The sequence below is a fragment of the Arcicella sp. genome (assembly GCF_964672035.1).
Genome location: NZ_CBABQS010000012.1, coordinates 26,112 through 41,659 on the forward strand (window position 1 = coordinate 26,112; position 15,548 = coordinate 41,659).

The 15,548-nt window shown below is 35.6% G+C and carries 13 protein-coding genes and 1 tRNA gene; 10 read left to right on the forward strand and 4 right to left on the reverse strand.

Annotated elements, in window-relative coordinates:
• The first annotated feature begins 107 nt into the window (after positions 1-107).
• From AC1W31_RS05270 to AC1W31_RS05280, 3 genes are all read left to right on the forward strand, one after another.
• Positions 108-1,787 (forward strand): TonB-dependent receptor, encoded by a 1,680-nt coding sequence (locus tag AC1W31_RS05270; protein ID WP_481733366.1) that lies wholly within the window; start codon positions 108-110, stop codon positions 1,785-1,787.
• Positions 1,788-1,903: 116 nt separating this feature from the next.
• Positions 1,904-2,968: an HU domain-containing protein gene (locus AC1W31_RS05275; protein ID WP_481733367.1), complete on the forward strand. Its 1,065-nt coding sequence runs from the start codon at positions 1,904-1,906 to the stop codon at positions 2,966-2,968.
• An 80-nt stretch (positions 2,969-3,048) separates the two neighbouring features.
• Complete coding sequence (locus AC1W31_RS05280; protein ID WP_481733368.1) at positions 3,049-4,044, forward strand: hypothetical protein; 996 nt, start codon at positions 3,049-3,051, stop codon at positions 4,042-4,044.
• A gap of 131 nt (positions 4,045-4,175) precedes the next feature.
• Here AC1W31_RS05280 and dnaB read toward each other — a convergent pair whose 3' ends face one another.
• Entirely contained in the window at positions 4,176-5,795 is a 1,620-nt protein-coding gene (dnaB, locus tag AC1W31_RS05285; RefSeq protein WP_481733369.1) for a replicative DNA helicase, read from the reverse strand.
• Positions 5,796-6,002: 207 nt separating this feature from the next.
• On the opposite strand from dnaB, the gene AC1W31_RS05290 reads away from it, so the two are divergent.
• The 4 genes from AC1W31_RS05290 (at position 6,003) to AC1W31_RS05305 (ending at position 10,544) form a co-directional block, all read left to right on the forward strand.
• Positions 6,003-6,965 carry a PhoH family protein gene (locus AC1W31_RS05290; RefSeq protein ID WP_481733370.1) on the forward strand — a complete coding sequence of 321 codons (963 nt, stop codon included), beginning with the start codon at positions 6,003-6,005 and terminating at the stop codon, positions 6,963-6,965.
• Positions 6,966-7,035: 70 nt separating this feature from the next.
• On the forward strand, positions 7,036-8,325 hold the full coding sequence (locus AC1W31_RS05295) for a M43 family zinc metalloprotease (RefSeq protein WP_481733371.1): 1,290 nt from the start codon (positions 7,036-7,038) through the stop codon (positions 8,323-8,325).
• 148 nt (positions 8,326-8,473) lie between these two features.
• Positions 8,474-9,106, forward strand: a complete 633-nt coding sequence (locus AC1W31_RS05300) for a TetR family transcriptional regulator C-terminal domain-containing protein (RefSeq protein WP_481733372.1) — start codon at positions 8,474-8,476, stop codon at positions 9,104-9,106.
• Between the two features lie 118 nt (positions 9,107-9,224).
• A complete protein-coding gene (locus AC1W31_RS05305; RefSeq protein ID WP_481733373.1) occupies positions 9,225-10,544 on the forward strand; it encodes an ABC1 kinase family protein in 1,320 nt (439 codons plus the stop codon).
• Positions 10,545-10,659: 115 nt separating this feature from the next.
• On the opposite strand, the gene AC1W31_RS05310 is transcribed toward AC1W31_RS05305, so the two are convergent.
• Entirely contained in the window at positions 10,660-11,058 is a 399-nt protein-coding gene (locus AC1W31_RS05310) for a DUF3127 domain-containing protein (RefSeq protein ID WP_481733374.1), read from the reverse strand.
• Positions 11,059-11,221: 163 nt separating this feature from the next.
• Between AC1W31_RS05310 and AC1W31_RS05315 the strand changes: the two genes are divergently transcribed.
• Positions 11,222-11,305: transfer RNA gene (locus AC1W31_RS05315), tRNA-Leu, on the forward strand.
• A 103-nt stretch (positions 11,306-11,408) separates the two neighbouring features.
• Here AC1W31_RS05315 and AC1W31_RS05320 read toward each other — a convergent pair.
• A complete protein-coding gene (locus AC1W31_RS05320) occupies positions 11,409-12,047 on the reverse strand; it encodes a deoxynucleoside kinase (protein WP_481733375.1) in 639 nt (212 codons plus the stop codon).
• Positions 12,048-12,331: 284 nt separating this feature from the next.
• Here AC1W31_RS05320 and trhO point away from each other — a divergent pair, with 284 nt between their 5' ends.
• Both trhO and AC1W31_RS05330 read left to right on the forward strand, forming a co-directional pair.
• A complete protein-coding gene (gene trhO / locus AC1W31_RS05325; RefSeq protein ID WP_481733411.1) occupies positions 12,332-13,306 on the forward strand; it encodes an oxygen-dependent tRNA uridine(34) hydroxylase TrhO in 975 nt (324 codons plus the stop codon).
• A gap of 92 nt (positions 13,307-13,398) precedes the next feature.
• Positions 13,399-14,256, forward strand: coding sequence for a nucleoside phosphorylase (locus AC1W31_RS05330; RefSeq protein WP_481733376.1), 858 nt, complete (start codon positions 13,399-13,401; stop codon positions 14,254-14,256).
• Positions 14,257-14,303: 47 nt separating this feature from the next.
• Here the strand turns inward: AC1W31_RS05330 and AC1W31_RS05335 are convergent, their stop codons facing one another.
• Positions 14,304-15,542: an MFS transporter gene (locus tag AC1W31_RS05335; RefSeq protein ID WP_481733377.1), complete on the reverse strand. Its 1,239-nt coding sequence runs from the start codon at positions 15,540-15,542 to the stop codon at positions 14,304-14,306.
• Positions 15,543-15,548 lie beyond the last annotated feature (6 nt).

Below are 15,548 nucleotides of genomic sequence, written 5' to 3' on the forward strand. Positions count from 1 at the left end.
ATTTACGCCGATTTATTCTTATAATTTTAGCCATGTAAATCTGTTAAATCCCAATTCCATTGCGGGTTCATCTGTGGTCTAATTTTAGTCCTTACAAAATCTAAATTATGCAAAATCGTAATTATAAAATATTCATAAATACCTTGATAGTGGCTTGTTTGCCATTATTGAAAGCGAATGCCCAAAAATCTCAAGGTGAAGTGAAAACCGATGATATTGAGATTTATAAAGATACCAAAGTATCATTGCCACAAGCGAATCGAATTTTTGAGAAAATTCCGACGAATGTTGGCGATGATGCCCGTAAACCAATTCGTTACGAATTTTTGGAACGAAAGCTACCCGTTCAAACCCCCGAGTTTAGTCCAACGGTTTCAATGCCACAAGATGGTAATGATAAAACTGATTCAAAGGCAGCTAAATACAATAATATCATTCGGGCGGGCGTGGGTAATTATGGTCATACTTTTTTGGAAGCTCACGCCGGAATTCCGTTGGGAGAAGATAATTATCATGGAATTTATATCAAGCACAATAATTTCAGATTAGGTCCAGTTGGAGCAAATTATTCTGGAAGCTCGCAGAATTTAGTGAAAATTCATAGCCGAACTGCTTTTGATGCAGTCAAGTTGGAAGGCGCACTTAGCTGGGAACGCAGAGGATTTGACTTTTATGGATTTACACCAAAAAATTATGATTTTCCAGAATCTCAAATTTTTAATTCTTGGAATAAATTCAATTTTATTGGTGCCATCAGTAATAACAGTAAAGATTCAAAAATTGATTATCAATTCAAATCTAATTTATCCTATTTATTTACCCATTTGAAAGCCAATGAATTGGTTTGGAAAGGAACTGGAAATGCCGTTTTTGCGATAACAGACGAACTTACCGCAGGTTTAGATGGAACAATTGTTTTGGCTCAAAGACAAGATTCTTTGACTTTATATAGAAATCTTTATAAACTAAAACCTACCTTCCAATATAAAACAGATAGATTTACGATAACTGCTGGATTGAACGTAATTAATGACCGTGAGAAAAATACTTTCAATAGTAGCTATTTATATCCCATCGTTAAATTGGACGCACAGATAATGCAAGGAGTTAAGATTTTTGTGGGATATGACGGAGATGTTTATGCCAATAATTTAACCTCATTTTTGCAGGAAAATCAATGGCTTAATCGTTTTGTAGAATTAAGAAATACCAGAAAAACCGCCGATTTTTATGCGGGAGGAAAGGCTTCTCTTCAAAATGGACTTGATTTAGAAGCGAAGATAAGTTATGCTAACTACAAAGATTTTTTTGTATTTAATAATTCCAGAAGCGATAGTACTCGTTTTGAAGCCTTATATTCCGATGATTCTACTACGGTGAAAGTAACCAATTTTTTGGTGCAAGCAAGCTACCAAATTCCTGATATGTTTCGTACAAATTTAAAAGTGGATGTTAATGTTTTTAGTGGTTTAGGGAATTTAAAAACTGCTTATCACCGACCAACTTTCTCAGCGACTTGGAATAATACATTCACCATCAAGCAAAAATTGTTGGTTAGTTCCGATTTGTATTTTTTATCTGGAATCAAAGGGAAAAACTTCCAAACGGATAAAGAAATAAAATTAGACCCAATCGTTGATCTCAATTTTAAATTCACGTATCTAATTTCTGACCATTTCAATGTTTTTGTATCAGCCAACAATATTTTTAATAAAAACTACCAACGTTATTTGTATTACCCGACACAAGGCGTGAATTTTCTTGGAGGTTTGTCATATTCTTTTTAAATTCGTGTTAAAGTAGCTTTAAGTATTCAGTAATGAGCGTTGAGATTTCAGAAAATAAAGTTTGTTAGTTTATTTCTCAAAGCTAAGTGAGGATAATTTATCAAAGATATAAAACTATGACAACTGTACAAAACCATATCAAGGAACTGCTTTTTGAGCAAGACTGTGTTGTTATCCCCGATTTCGGCGGATTTGTAACCAACTTTGACTGTGCGAAAATTAATTCACCAAAAAGATTTATTACTCCACCTCAAAAGTGGTTGGCGTTTAATGCTTTGTTGAAAAATGATGATGGATTGTTGTCCAATTATATCGCTAAGGAGGAAAATATTTCTGTTTCTCAAGCAAATGTGAAAGTTAAAGCATTTGTTGAGGATACTCGAAGATATTTGCGTTTCGATCATACCTATTCTATTGAAGGATTAGGTATATTTAGTCAAAATGAAGAAGATAAAATTCAGTTCCAACCAAAATTTACTAATAATTTTTATAGTGATAGTTTTGGTATGGAAAATGTATTTTTGAAAAAACCAGTACCACTTCAAAATGAACTTCAAGTAGTTTCAAAACCAAATGGTGTTTCAAATCATACAATTCAGCAAGTATTTTCTACTGATGACCGTGAACCAACGGCGGAGGTTTTGGAAGACGAAGATGTTTTTTCTCATAAAAAAGGCCGTTTTAGTAGAGTATTACCATATGTTTATGGCATATTTTGTTCCGTTTTATTGGTATCTGCGATTTACTTGTACGATAATCAAAAATCAAATTTAAGTTCTTTAAATCCATTTCAATCTCAATCATTGGTTCAGCCCGTACTGAAGCCACTTGTGAAAGAAGAGGTATTAGTAGCGACTGCCAAAGTTGTTGCGGGATTTGAAATCAAACCAGTCGTTGAAACGAAATCTGCACCAATTGAGCCATTAAAAAGTGCAATAAATGAATCTGAAAATCGTTTTTTTATAATCACAGGAAGTTTTGGCAGTAAGCAAAATGCCAAAAGATTGCTAAAAGCCCTAAAAAATAGTGGATTTGAAAATGCCGCAATCATTTATCCAACACGAAATGAAAAGCTGATAAAAGTTTCAGCAGGAGCTTTTAATAGTGAATCAATTGCTGACCAAGAAGCCAGAAAAGTTGCAGAAGCCTTAAATCAAACAACTTGGATATATAAAAAATAAAATTAACACGACGGTAAGAATTTTCTTTGGGATTGAAACTTACTAACGTTTTGTCCTAATAATCCTTATTTCCTCATACTATGACAGCTTATCAAATAGAAGAAGAAGAATCTAAAAATCGCCAAATTGCCTTTTTTATAACTTTTGCGTTGTATTCACTCATGTTTTTTCTGTTTTGGTACGTTGTCATTTGGACGGCTGAGGAAAATAAAAAAGTTGTAGAAGCAGGTGGAGGTGGATTTGTGGTAAACTTTGGTACTGATAAAAAAGGAAGTGGGAATGTATTTACAAAAAATCATGCAAACCCTTCAAAAAAAGAAATAGAGTCAAAACCAGCTGAGGTTGTTGAGGTAAAAAAAGTTAATAAAAAAGTCGCTGTTCCAGAGATTGTAAAAGTAAAATCGGTTAAGCCAAAGCCTGTTAAAGAAACTCCTGTTATCACAAGTAAAGTAAAAAGCCCAGTGGTTGTGAAGGAAACACCACCCGCAAAGGTTACGCCAAAGCCAAGTCCAAAACCAATTGAAACTCCCCCAACACCAGCGCCAAAAGCGGTAGAACAACCTAAAGTAAATAATGACGGATTATTTCCTGCAAAAAAAGGAAAGACAAATTCAAATGGTACTAATAGTACAAATCCTAATGCTGGAGGTGCATCTGATGGAACTGGAGGAGGAAAAGGCAATCAAGGACAACCTGATGGAAATGTTGTAAAAGGAGGGACTTATGAGAAAAAATCACCCGGGGATGGAGCTGGCGGAGGTTCAGGTAAAGGCGGTGGACCAGGTGGAGATGGTTCTGGTGGTAATAAACCTTCCTTTAGTCTTACTGGCTGGACTTGGGTGAGTAAACCAATAGTTTATGATGATTCAAATGAAACGGGAATAATTAGATTTAAAATTAAAGTTGATTCAAACGGAGATGTCGTACTGATAACTCAGATTGAAAGTACTGTCAGCCCAGCTATTGCTCAACAATACAAAAGAGCCGTTCAGCGGACAAAATTCAAACCAACTTCAGATGGTGATAAACCAGATATTTCAACCGGAACGGTTAGTTTTAGATTGAGCCCTCGTTGATTTTCAATTTTTGTTATTTGATGTTCGGGAAACAAAAAAGGGTCAAGTCCACTTTGGATTTGACCCTTTTTTCTTGTATTGATTTGGCTAACAATCAACTAAAGTCGAATAACGAACAGCAAACATCGCCATTAAAACGGTACATCTTGATTTGGTTGAGTATTACCAAAAGGATTTTGATTCTGCTGTGGAGAAGGTGGTAAATTGTTGATTTTACTTCCCATTGTCTTTGCTCCGCCATTTTCAAAATCTGTCATTGGACTTTCAATTTGGGTGAATGATTGCAATGAATCTCCTCCATAACCACCATAATCTCCCGCATCCAAATCGCAATATTTTGTGTATTTACCAATAAATCTTAATTGAACCGTATCCAAAGATCCTGCACGGTTTTTAGCGATAATCAATTCCCCAATCCCTGCTACCGAATTTCCTGCTTCATCTTGGGTGATTCCGTAATAATCAGGTCGATAAATAAACATTACCATATCTGCATCTTGCTCAATTGAGCCTGATTCACGTAAATCAGAAAGTTGAGGCTTCTTATCGCCGCCACGAGTTTCAACCGCTCTACTTAACTGTGAAAGCGCAATTACGGGTACGTTTAATTCCTTGGCGAGTTGTTTTAAAGACCTCGATATATTGGCAATTTCTTGCTCACGATTACCTATTCCTTTTCCACCCGAATCTCCAGACATTAATTGTAAATAGTCAATCACAATCATCTGAACATCATGTTGGGCTTTCAATCGACGAGATTTTGCTCTTAATTCTAAAATGGATAGGGCAGGGGTATCATCAATAAAAATTGGTGCGTTGGTCAATTTACCAATTTTTGCGTGTAATTGAGCCCATTCATGCGGAAGAAGATTTCCTTTACGAAGTTTATCAGATTCCAATTCAGCTTCGGCAGAAATCAAACGATTCACCAACTGAATTGAGGACATCTCTAAGGAGAAAAAAGCAACTGCTTGTCCGTGGTCAACGGCGGCATTTCTGCACGCTGAGAGAATCAAGGCGGTTTTTCCCATTCCCGGCCTCGCCGCAATAATAATTAATTCCGTTTTTTGAAAACCAGAAGTAACTCTATCCAAAGCTGTAAAACCCGTAGGAACTCCCGTCAGACCTTCTTTTTGGTCTTTTTTCATTTCTAATTCCAACAACGCCATTCGCATAATTTGCCCCATATCGGCATAATTTTTACGAATATTTGCTTCCGAAATCCTGAAAAGTTCTTGCTCAATTTTATCTAACAACATGAAGACATCGGTCGTGTCTTCGTAAGCCATTTTTTGTATTTCTGAAGAAACGGTTATTAGCTGTCTTTTCAAAGAATGTTCTACCACAATACGGGCGTGAAATTCAATATTTGCGGCCGAATTTACTCTTTGGGTAAGTTCGGCAAGGTATTGAATACCACCAGCCATTTCCAATTCTCCTGTGGTAACTAATTGATTCTTAACGGTTAATAAATCTATTGGTTCCGAATTTGCAAATAATTGAGTAATTGCTCCGTAAATTCTTTGGTGCGCTTCTTTATAAAATGATTCAACTTTTAGAATATCAATAACATCTGTAAGCGCATCACGTTCCAACATCAAAGCTCCCAAAACAGCTTCTTCCAAATCAGTAGCTTGTGGCGGAATTTTACCTAAACCTGTATCAAGCCAACGATTTTGTCCGTTGATTCGTCCACCAGCATAAGTGCCATTTTTCTTGAAATTACCATTATTTTGGTTATTTTGTTCCATTATGTTATTTTAAAATCCTAAGCCGTTTTTTACACAATTTTACAAAATAAATTTCAAATTTCCCATTGGAATAATTTATCAAATAATATAATCAACTGAATATCAACACAAAAGTATGGCATTGTTTTTTTTTATTGTATTTCTAAAACAATGCTATGCTTTTTTTAGTAGATTTATAAAGTTGTTTTAACATAAATAAATAATAATTTGACTGAAAAAGTAATCACCTTAGAAGACGTTGAGTTAGTTGGCTTTCTTGGCGTTGAAAACAGCAACATTAAACAAGTTGCTGCGGCATTCCCACAGAGTAAAATTATTTCTCGTGGTAATGAAATAACGATTCGGGGGTCGTTGCCCGAAATTATTAAAATCAATGAAATACTTGACTCGCTTGTTTTACATTATCAGAAACAGGGAAAAATTACGAAAGAGCAAATTCAATCCTACATTGCTCAAGATAAAAGCCCCGATGCTGACCCAAAGCTATATTTGAAGGATGAAGAGGGCGTTTTGTTGTACGGAACCAAAGGTGTTATAATCAAAGTGAAAACACCCAATCAGCAAAAAATGGTGGAAGCGGCGGCGAAAAATGACATCGTTTTTGCGGTTGGTCCAGCGGGTACGGGGAAAACTTATACAGCCGTTGCGATTGCCGTTAAAGCCTTGAAAAATAAAGAAGTTAAGAAAATTATCATTACTCGACCAGCCGTTGAAGCGGGCGAGAACTTAGGTTTCTTGCCGGGTGATTTAAAAGAAAAAATTGATCCGTATCTTCGTCCTATTTATGATGCTTTGGATGATATGATTCAACCCGAAAAATTGAAATATTTTATCGAGAATCGAGTTATAGAGATTGCACCTTTGGCTTACATGCGTGGACGGACTTTAAATAATGCTTTTATTTTGTTGGATGAAGCACAAAACACTACACCCATGCAAATGAAGATGTTTTTGACCCGTATGGGAATCCAGTCGAAAGTAATCATTACAGGAGATAAAACGCAAATTGATTTACCAACAAAAGTAAAGTCAGGTTTGGCAGAAGCGAGAAGAATTTTAGGCGGAATTAAAGGCATCGAATTTGTAGAATTAGATGCCTCCGACGTAGTTAGACACCGTTTAGTTCGTGATATTATTTTGGCTTATGAAAAATCAGAAGTAGAAAAATAGTTGTTAAGCGAATCTCCAAATTCGTTTTCTAAGAAACTTACACGAATCTGGAGATTCGTCTTACAATTTTATGAAAAATTATTTAGGAATTTTATTAGTGCTTTTTTCAACTTTCAGTTTTGCACAAGAACGCTGCGGGTTTTCTATTGGAAATAAAATAAAGCAATTGAATAATCCAAATTGGATAAAACAACAAGCCGAATTTGAATATCAACTGAGAGAGTTTCAAAAAAGTAGTAAAGGTCAAAATTTAAGGGTTACCGCAAAAATTTATAGAATTCCTGTAGTTGTTCATGTTGTGCATAATAATGCTTCAAATTTTATTGGTGGTGACAATAACTCCAATATTTCGGATGAGCAAATTAAGTCGCAAATTACCGTCTTAAATGAAGATTACCGCAGGAAAGTTGGTACCAATGGTTACAATACTAACCCAATTGGAGCGGATATGGAAATTGAATTTGAATTAGCCAATAAAGACCCAAATGGAAGTGCAACTACTGGAATTACAAGGACTTATGTGATGCAACAAAGTTTTGATTTGCAATACGATAATCAAATTCTTGCCAATTTAATTCACTGGAATTTTGAAAAATACCTGAATATTTGGGTAGTTAGAGGTAAAAATGGGACGATTGGTTATTCCGAATTTCCTTATGATAGCAATTTAATTGGACTTGATTCTACGCCTTCGGATATTACTGGTCAAAGTATTTTTGATGGCGTAATTATTGATTTCCAAAGTTTTGGAACTTGTTGTAGTACATTGAAAGCAAACTACAACTTAGGAAGAACCGCAACGCATGAAATTGGTCATTGGCTCGGATTACTTCATCCAACGGAGCAAAATATCCCTTGTAGCGATGATTATTGTGACGATACCCCGCAGATTGAACACCTTAATGAAGGAGTAACTTGCAATAAACTAACTTCTACTTGTAGTGGAGTTCTGAGAACGAATTTGATTGAAGATTACATGGATTATTCGCCCGACCGTTGCATGAATATTTTTACCAATGATCAGAAAAGCCGTACCAGAGCTGCCTTACTAATGAGTACAAAACGTCGAAATTTGTTATTGACTTTAGAACCATTAGTCGAAAAAGAAAACCTTACCGTTACGGTTGAACCAAATCCAGCCAAGGCTTTTTCAAACTTGAGGGTATTATTCAAAGGAGAAAAGACGGTCAATATTAGTGTTTTCGATTTGCGAGGAGTTCCTATTTATGAAGAGGTATATGTCACGCAAAGAAGCAGTATTTTTGCCATTAAAACCGATAAATTAAGAGCAGGATTATACATCATACTGGTAGTTGCTGGGCTTGAAACTGTTTCACAACGAGTTGTTATTGAAAAATAATTGAATAATTTTATTAAATCTTTTAATACTACTTTTCTGATAAAGAAGAGTAGTATTTTTTGTTAATGATGCTTTTTATTCTGTAATAAGGAAACATTGTTTTTATGATGCGTGTTATCAATACGTAACCAACGCTTATTGAGAAATCATGGAAAAAGTCGAAAAAATAAAACAAGCTTATATTGAGTACTTCCTTGAAAATGGAACCGCTCCAACCTCTATTTTCTCATTTACGAAGAAGCTAAAAATGAAAGAAATCGAATTTTACGATTATTTTAATTCTTTTGAGCTTTTAGAAAGTGATATATGGTTAGGTTTTTTCAAAGAAACAATCGCCAAAATTGAAGCTGATTCGGTTTATGCAACTTATAGCGTAAGAGAAAAACTCTTGGCTTTTTACTACACTTGGGTCGAAACGCTTAAAAATAATAGAAGTTATGCCGCAAAAACTTGGCAATTGATTGATAAAAGACGCATGAAAACACCCGTTTTTATGACCGATTTAAAGACCTCTTTCAAAGAATATGCCCGAGATTTAGTGATGGAAGGCAAGGAAAGTAGAGAAGTACAACCCCGAAAATTTTTTGACGAACGTTATCCAGATGCTTTTTGGGTACAATTTTTAATGGTTTTAGACTTTTTTGTTAAAGACAAATCAAAAGGTTTTGAACAAACTGATGCCATGATTGAAAAGTCGGTGAATACTTCTTTTGATTTAATTGGTTCGTCTGCCCTTGATACTGTTTTAGATTTTGCAAAATTTATGTATCAAAATAGATAAAAATTTTCTGAAATTTGGATTTAGGTATCAGTATTTATTAATTATCCATTCAGAGACATTCATTATTATTTTGAATAATTCAAAAAGAACGAATTTGGAAATTCGTAATACATCAAAAATGAAAGAACAAAATTCAATTCCAACATCAAAAGTTGCTCGGTCAATGCAGTTTGTCAAGACTGGCGTGAAAATTGGAGGAAATTATTTGAAATATAATGTCAAAAAAATAATTGATTCTGAAACCACTAAGGAAGAATTACATCAAGACAACGCCGCTGATATTTATTCATCCCTAAGTGAAATGAAGGGTTCAGCCCTCAAAGTTACTCAGATGTTGAGTATGGATAAAGGAATGCTTCCACGGGCATATCGTGAGAAATTTGCGATGTCTCAGTATTCTGCGCCCCCACTCTCTGGCCCTTTAGTAGTAAAAACATTTAAAAAATATTTTGGCAAAGCACCCCAAGAAATGTTCGATACTTTTGGGATGAATGCCGCAAATGCCGCTTCAATCGGACAGGTTCATAAAGCCACAAAAGATGGGAAAGAATTTGCGGTTAAGGTGCAATATCCAGGCGTTTCTGAGAGTATTGGCAGTGATTTGAACATGATTCGTCCAATTGCCATTGCCATGTTTGGGTTGAATGAAAAAGATGTGGATAGATACATGGGCGAGGTGCGTGAAAAACTTATGGAAGAAACCGATTACGTGCTTGAATTAAAGCGTTCCGTTGAAATTTCGGAAGCTTGTTCGCACATCAAAGGGCTATTTTTCCCAAAATATTATCCTGAATATTCTTGTGATAAAATCCTGACAATGGATTGGTTGGAAGGACAGCATTTGAACGAATTTTTAGCCACAAATCCTTCTCAAGAAGTCAGAAATAGCATTGGACAACTTTTATGGGATTTTTATGATTTTCAAATTCATACCCTTAAACAAGTACACGCAGATCCGCATCCTGGTAATTTTTTGATGCGACAAGATGGTACTTTAGGCGTAATTGATTTTGGTTGTATAAAAGTCATTCCAGATTTTTTCTACGATAACTATTTCGCTTTGCTCAATTTTGATACTTTGTTGGATAATGAAAAAACGGTTGATATTTTCAAAAAATTAGAGTTTATTACGCAATACGATAACGACAAAGAAGCCATTTTCTTTACGGATTTATTCAGAGAAATGATTTATTTGTTGGGTAAACCATTTGCTTCAGACGAGTTTGATTTTTCCGATGATGACTATTTTGAAAGTGTTTATAAATACGCTGAGAAATTGCAGAATTTGGAGGAATTGAAAACATCAAAAGTAGCCAGAGGTTCGCAACATGGACTTTATATTAACCGTACCTATTTTGGCTTGTACTCGATTCTGAATGAGTTGCGGGCTAAAGTTGTAACCTCTCGCCCAGAATGGCTTTGTTCGGTTACTGTGTAGAATATTTGAAATACAAGAAATCTCATTGAATCAATTTCAATGAGATTTCTTGTACTGAGAGGTATTTTATATTAAATTTTCTATACAAAATACGCCCGTTTACTTCACAAAATTCTTAGAATGGTAAGTCTTGGTCGTCCGCACTAAATGATGGCAAATCTGCCACTGGAGGTGCTTGTCTTGGAGCTGATGACCCTTGGTTTTGTGAAGGTGCAGAGGATGTTGCAGAGGATGCACCACCGCTCACTTGGTCAATTCTAAATGCTCTTAAATCTGTGTACCAACGTTCGTTATACTCACGTGATTCTACACTAAAGGTTACTCTTAATTTCTCGCCTACTGAAAATGTCTTCAAATCTGCGGCTTTATCGCCCCAAGCCGTAAAACAGGCTTTTTTAGGATATTGATCCTCGGTTTCCAATACAAAATCTTGCTTTACCCAAGCACCATTTTTCCCTTGTCCTGTCACTTCGGACAATACTTTAACTAAATTTCCTTCAAATTCTAAAGCCATTGTTCTTTTTATTTTAATGTAAATGTATTTTTTAAAACTAAAACTAAAATTTAAGTCTTTGATAACGACCCTTTTAACGAAAATCTAACATCGAATCATGAATATCAACCTTTAATCTCTTTGCAAATAATTATTTTTTGCCTAATTTTACAACATCAAAAATGGCGATGTGGTGAAACTGGTAGACATGCTACTTTGAGGTGGTAGTGGGAGCAATCCTGTAGGAGTTCGAATCTCCTCATCGTCACGAAAGTCCTTCCAATTAATTTTGGAGGGACTTTTTTGTATAATTACAACAATTTTTCACCTTGCTAAGTTCTATTATTTATGACTAAAATTGACTAAAATTCTCAATTTTCAAACGATAATTGTAGAGGTTTATCGTATAACAAAGCGTTATCAACTTTGGCAATAATTTTGGCAAAATCGGCTGGATTATTTACAAAATCAAGATTATTTACATCCAAAATTAACAGTTTTCCCTCTTTATAATTACTCGTAAATTCTTCGTAATGTTCGTTTAAATCGCCTAAATATTTTTCCGACATATTGACCTCAAAATCACGCCCACGCTTTTTTATTTGGGATAATAATTTTGGTAAATCTGCCTTTAAATAGATGGTTAAATCGGGTGCTTTTACTGAACGCATCATCAAGTCAAAAATACCCCTATAAGTAGCATAATCATGGGTTGACATAATACCCGATTTGAATAAATTCATCGCAAAAATATGTGCATCTTCATAAATCGTACGGTCTTGAATGATTCGACGGTTGGATTTTTGAATTTGTAATACTTGTTCGTAGCGACTTTTCAAGAAATACATTTGCAAATGAAACGCCCAACGTGGCATATCTTCGTAAAAGGGTGGAAGGTAGGGATTGCCTTCTACAGCTTCGTATAACACTTCCCAACCAAAATGTTCGGCTAATTTTGTGGCTAATGTCGTTTTACCCGCTCCGATATTTCCAGTAATGGCTATGTGCATTTTTTTCTAATGGTTGAATAGTGGATTGTTGATGTATTGAGTGCAAATTTCCGTAAAAAATGTGGAAGAAATTAGTCTGAATTTGATTTAATTTTGAAATCACTGATTATCAAACACTTGCAGGTGATAAGTTACAGGTAAATTGTTATTCCTAAATAGTTGATTGGCAATTTTTTAAAGTTTCGTAACTTTGTGTTTGTTAAGTTTTATTCGTTAAGAAATTAACTGATTACAAAAAACTAACCGTAAGTTTTAAACCCAAAACTCTGTTACTCATGTTGAAGATGAAGCCATACAGCGTAATTCTCTATTACAATTATACGCCAATCCCCAATGCGGAGGCGTATCGTGAAAAACATCATTTGTTTTGTATCGAAAATAATCTTTTGGGCAGAATAATTATTGCCAAAGAAGGATTAAACGGAACCGTCTCAGGACTAATCGAGGACTGTCAGAAGTACATGACTTGGCTCGAAAAAGACCCACTTTTTACGGGTACAAATTTCGATTTCAAGGTAGAATCTCATGAATCACACACCTTTGTGAAACTTCACGTGCGAGTGAAGGAAGAAATTGTGAATTCTGACTTGGGGGTAAATCCGCTTGTCCGAACAGGAAAGCATTTAGAACCCGCCGATTTCAAAGAAATGTATCAGAATGACCCAGATGTAGTTTTGGTGGATATGCGTTCTAATTACGAACACAACGTGGGGAAGTTTAAAGGCGCAATCACTTTTGATATGGAAAATCTACGGGAATTACCCGACCATATTCAAGAAATTGAACATTTGAAAGATAAAAAAATTATTACCTATTGTACGGGTGGAATCAAATGCGAAAAAGCTTCGGCTTACTTGTTAGAAAGAGGTTTTGAAAACGTATATCAATTGCACGGAGGAATCATAAAATATGGTTTGGAACAAGGCGGTGAAGATTTTGAAGGGAAATGTTATGTGTTTGATAACCGAGTTACTACGGAGGTGAATGAAATTAATCCTGCCGTTATTTCCACCTGTCATATTTGTAAAACTACGTCTGATTTTATGGTCAATTGTGCCAATCCTGAGTGTAACGCTCATTTAGCCATTTGTCCGAGCTGTTTGAAAGCGATGGATGGTGCTTGTTCAGATGCCTGTAAAAATCATCCCCGCAAGCGACCATATAATGCCGAAGGATATTATTCTAAACTTTCGGATAATTATTCTCCTGCGTTTGGTTTTAAAAGTCGTCAACGTACCAAGATGGTTTCATTTTCATAAACGTTACTATTTTTCATTTTAGCACATTATAATTATCTGGATTAAATCCGCCTTGTACCATCATTTTAGAAAATAAAAAGATAAAATAAACGATGAAAATTTTCCCAACCGATCTCATTATAAATTCCGACGGCACGATTTATCACTTAAATCTCCTTCCAGAACAAATTGCAGATACCATCATCACCGTTGGAGACCCTGACCGTGTGAAATTTGTGTCTCAATATTTTGATTCAATTGAGTTGAAAGTGAGTAAAAGAGAATTTGTCACGCATACTGGCTATCTCAACGGAAAAAGATTGTCGGTCATTTCGAGTGGGATTGGGACAGATAATGTGGAGATTTTAATGAATGAATTGGATGCGTTGGCAAATATTGATTTTAACACTTTGGAAGTAAAACCCGTGCATAAGTCTTTGAATATCATTCGTTTAGGTACTTCTGGGAGTTTGCAATTGAGTGTTCCGATTGATAGCTTTTTGATTTCGGAATGGGGAATTGGGTTTGATGCTTTAGGCTTTTTTTATGAAACACAGCCCAATGAAATGACTACACAAATCAAAGAAGCAATTGGCTTAGAATTTATGCCGTATTGTAATTCATCAAGTGCTAAATTATTTCAATTATTTACGGAAAATGCGCCCGATCATTGGTTTTATGGCGCCACGGTTACTTGTCCAGGGTTTTATGCGCCTCAAGGCAGAACCCTGAGATATAATCCTAAAATTGAAAACCTTTTGCAGAAAATGAATGCCTATTCTCAAGATGGTATCAGATTAACAAACTTAGAAATGGAGACGGCTGGTTATTATTTGATGGGAAAAATATTGGGTCATGAGGTACTTTCAATTAGTGCCATTGTGGCGAGTAGAATGACAAACGTGTTTTCGCAACAACCTGATAAACAAGTAGATAGCATGATTAGGTTTGCGTTGCAAAAATTGGCATAAAAAAGTAAAAAGGATGTCATCTTTATTACAGATGACATCCTTTTTACTTAAAAATCAATTTCTTTCTCAGGGTCAATGACAAACCACAACAAACATCCACAGAAAAGTAAAAAGGCAATCATGTATAAAGGATAGTTGAAATTATGAGTCGCTTGCACGATATACCCAAATAATACGCCTAAAAATACCGCTCCCATTTGTCCTACCATATTCATGGCTCCCGAAACTAAGCCTGATTTGCTTTTGCCAATATCAATGCAAACGGCAAAAGCAATCGGTAAAGTCAAGTCTTTGAATCCCATGCCAATCGCCAATAAATAGGCGGCTGTTTGGTTATCTTTTGTGGAGGCGGCCAAGGTTATTATCACGCTCGAAACGCCCATTCCAACAATTCCTACGCTTCTTCTGCCAATTTTTAAGCCATAACGTTTTGACAACCAATCACTTAAAAAACCACCCGTAAAACAGCCAATCGCTCCTAAAACAAAGGGTAGTGTAGCAAATAATTGCATTTGAGATTTATCAAAATGTCTTCCTTCTTTTAAATACGTTGGTAGCCAACCCGTAAAAAAATAAGCGCCGTACATGAAAAAATGGAACATCATCATCAACGCCCACATATTACGATTTTGCAAAAGTTTCTTCCAAGGAATGTGGTGATTACTGCTTTTAAAACGACGATTCTCTTCAATTAAAATTAATTCTTCTTTTTTAATTCCTTTTGATTCATGCGGAAAGTCACGAAACCATTGATACCAAATGATTGACCAAATAATTCCAAAACCTGCCATGGCAAAAAATGAAAATCGCCAGCCAAAACTTGCGGATATTGGAATAATTACCCACGGAGCAATTGAACCTCCAAGGCGACCAGCGGCCCAAATAAACGATTGGGCCTTACCAATTTCGTATTTTGGAAACCACCGAGAAACCACAATTGAGGCATTTGGATACGCACCTGCTTCTCCCGCACCAAATAAAAAACGAACGATTAATAAATAAAGCCAACTGGTAGCTGTACCCGTCAAAGCGGTAAATCCCGACCACCAAATAACGACTCTTGTCAAAACTTTTCGAGGTCCAATTCTGTCGCCTAATGCACCAGTTGGGAGTTCGAAGATAGCGTAGGAAAGTGCGAATGCACTTAAAATCCAACCCCAAGCATCATTTTCGATGCCTAAATCGGCTTTCATGTCGGATGCCACGAGTGAAATACAAGTACGGTCAATATAAGTTATTACAGATAAGGAGACTAAATACGATAATACTTGGTTTCGCTTTTGCATAGTGGA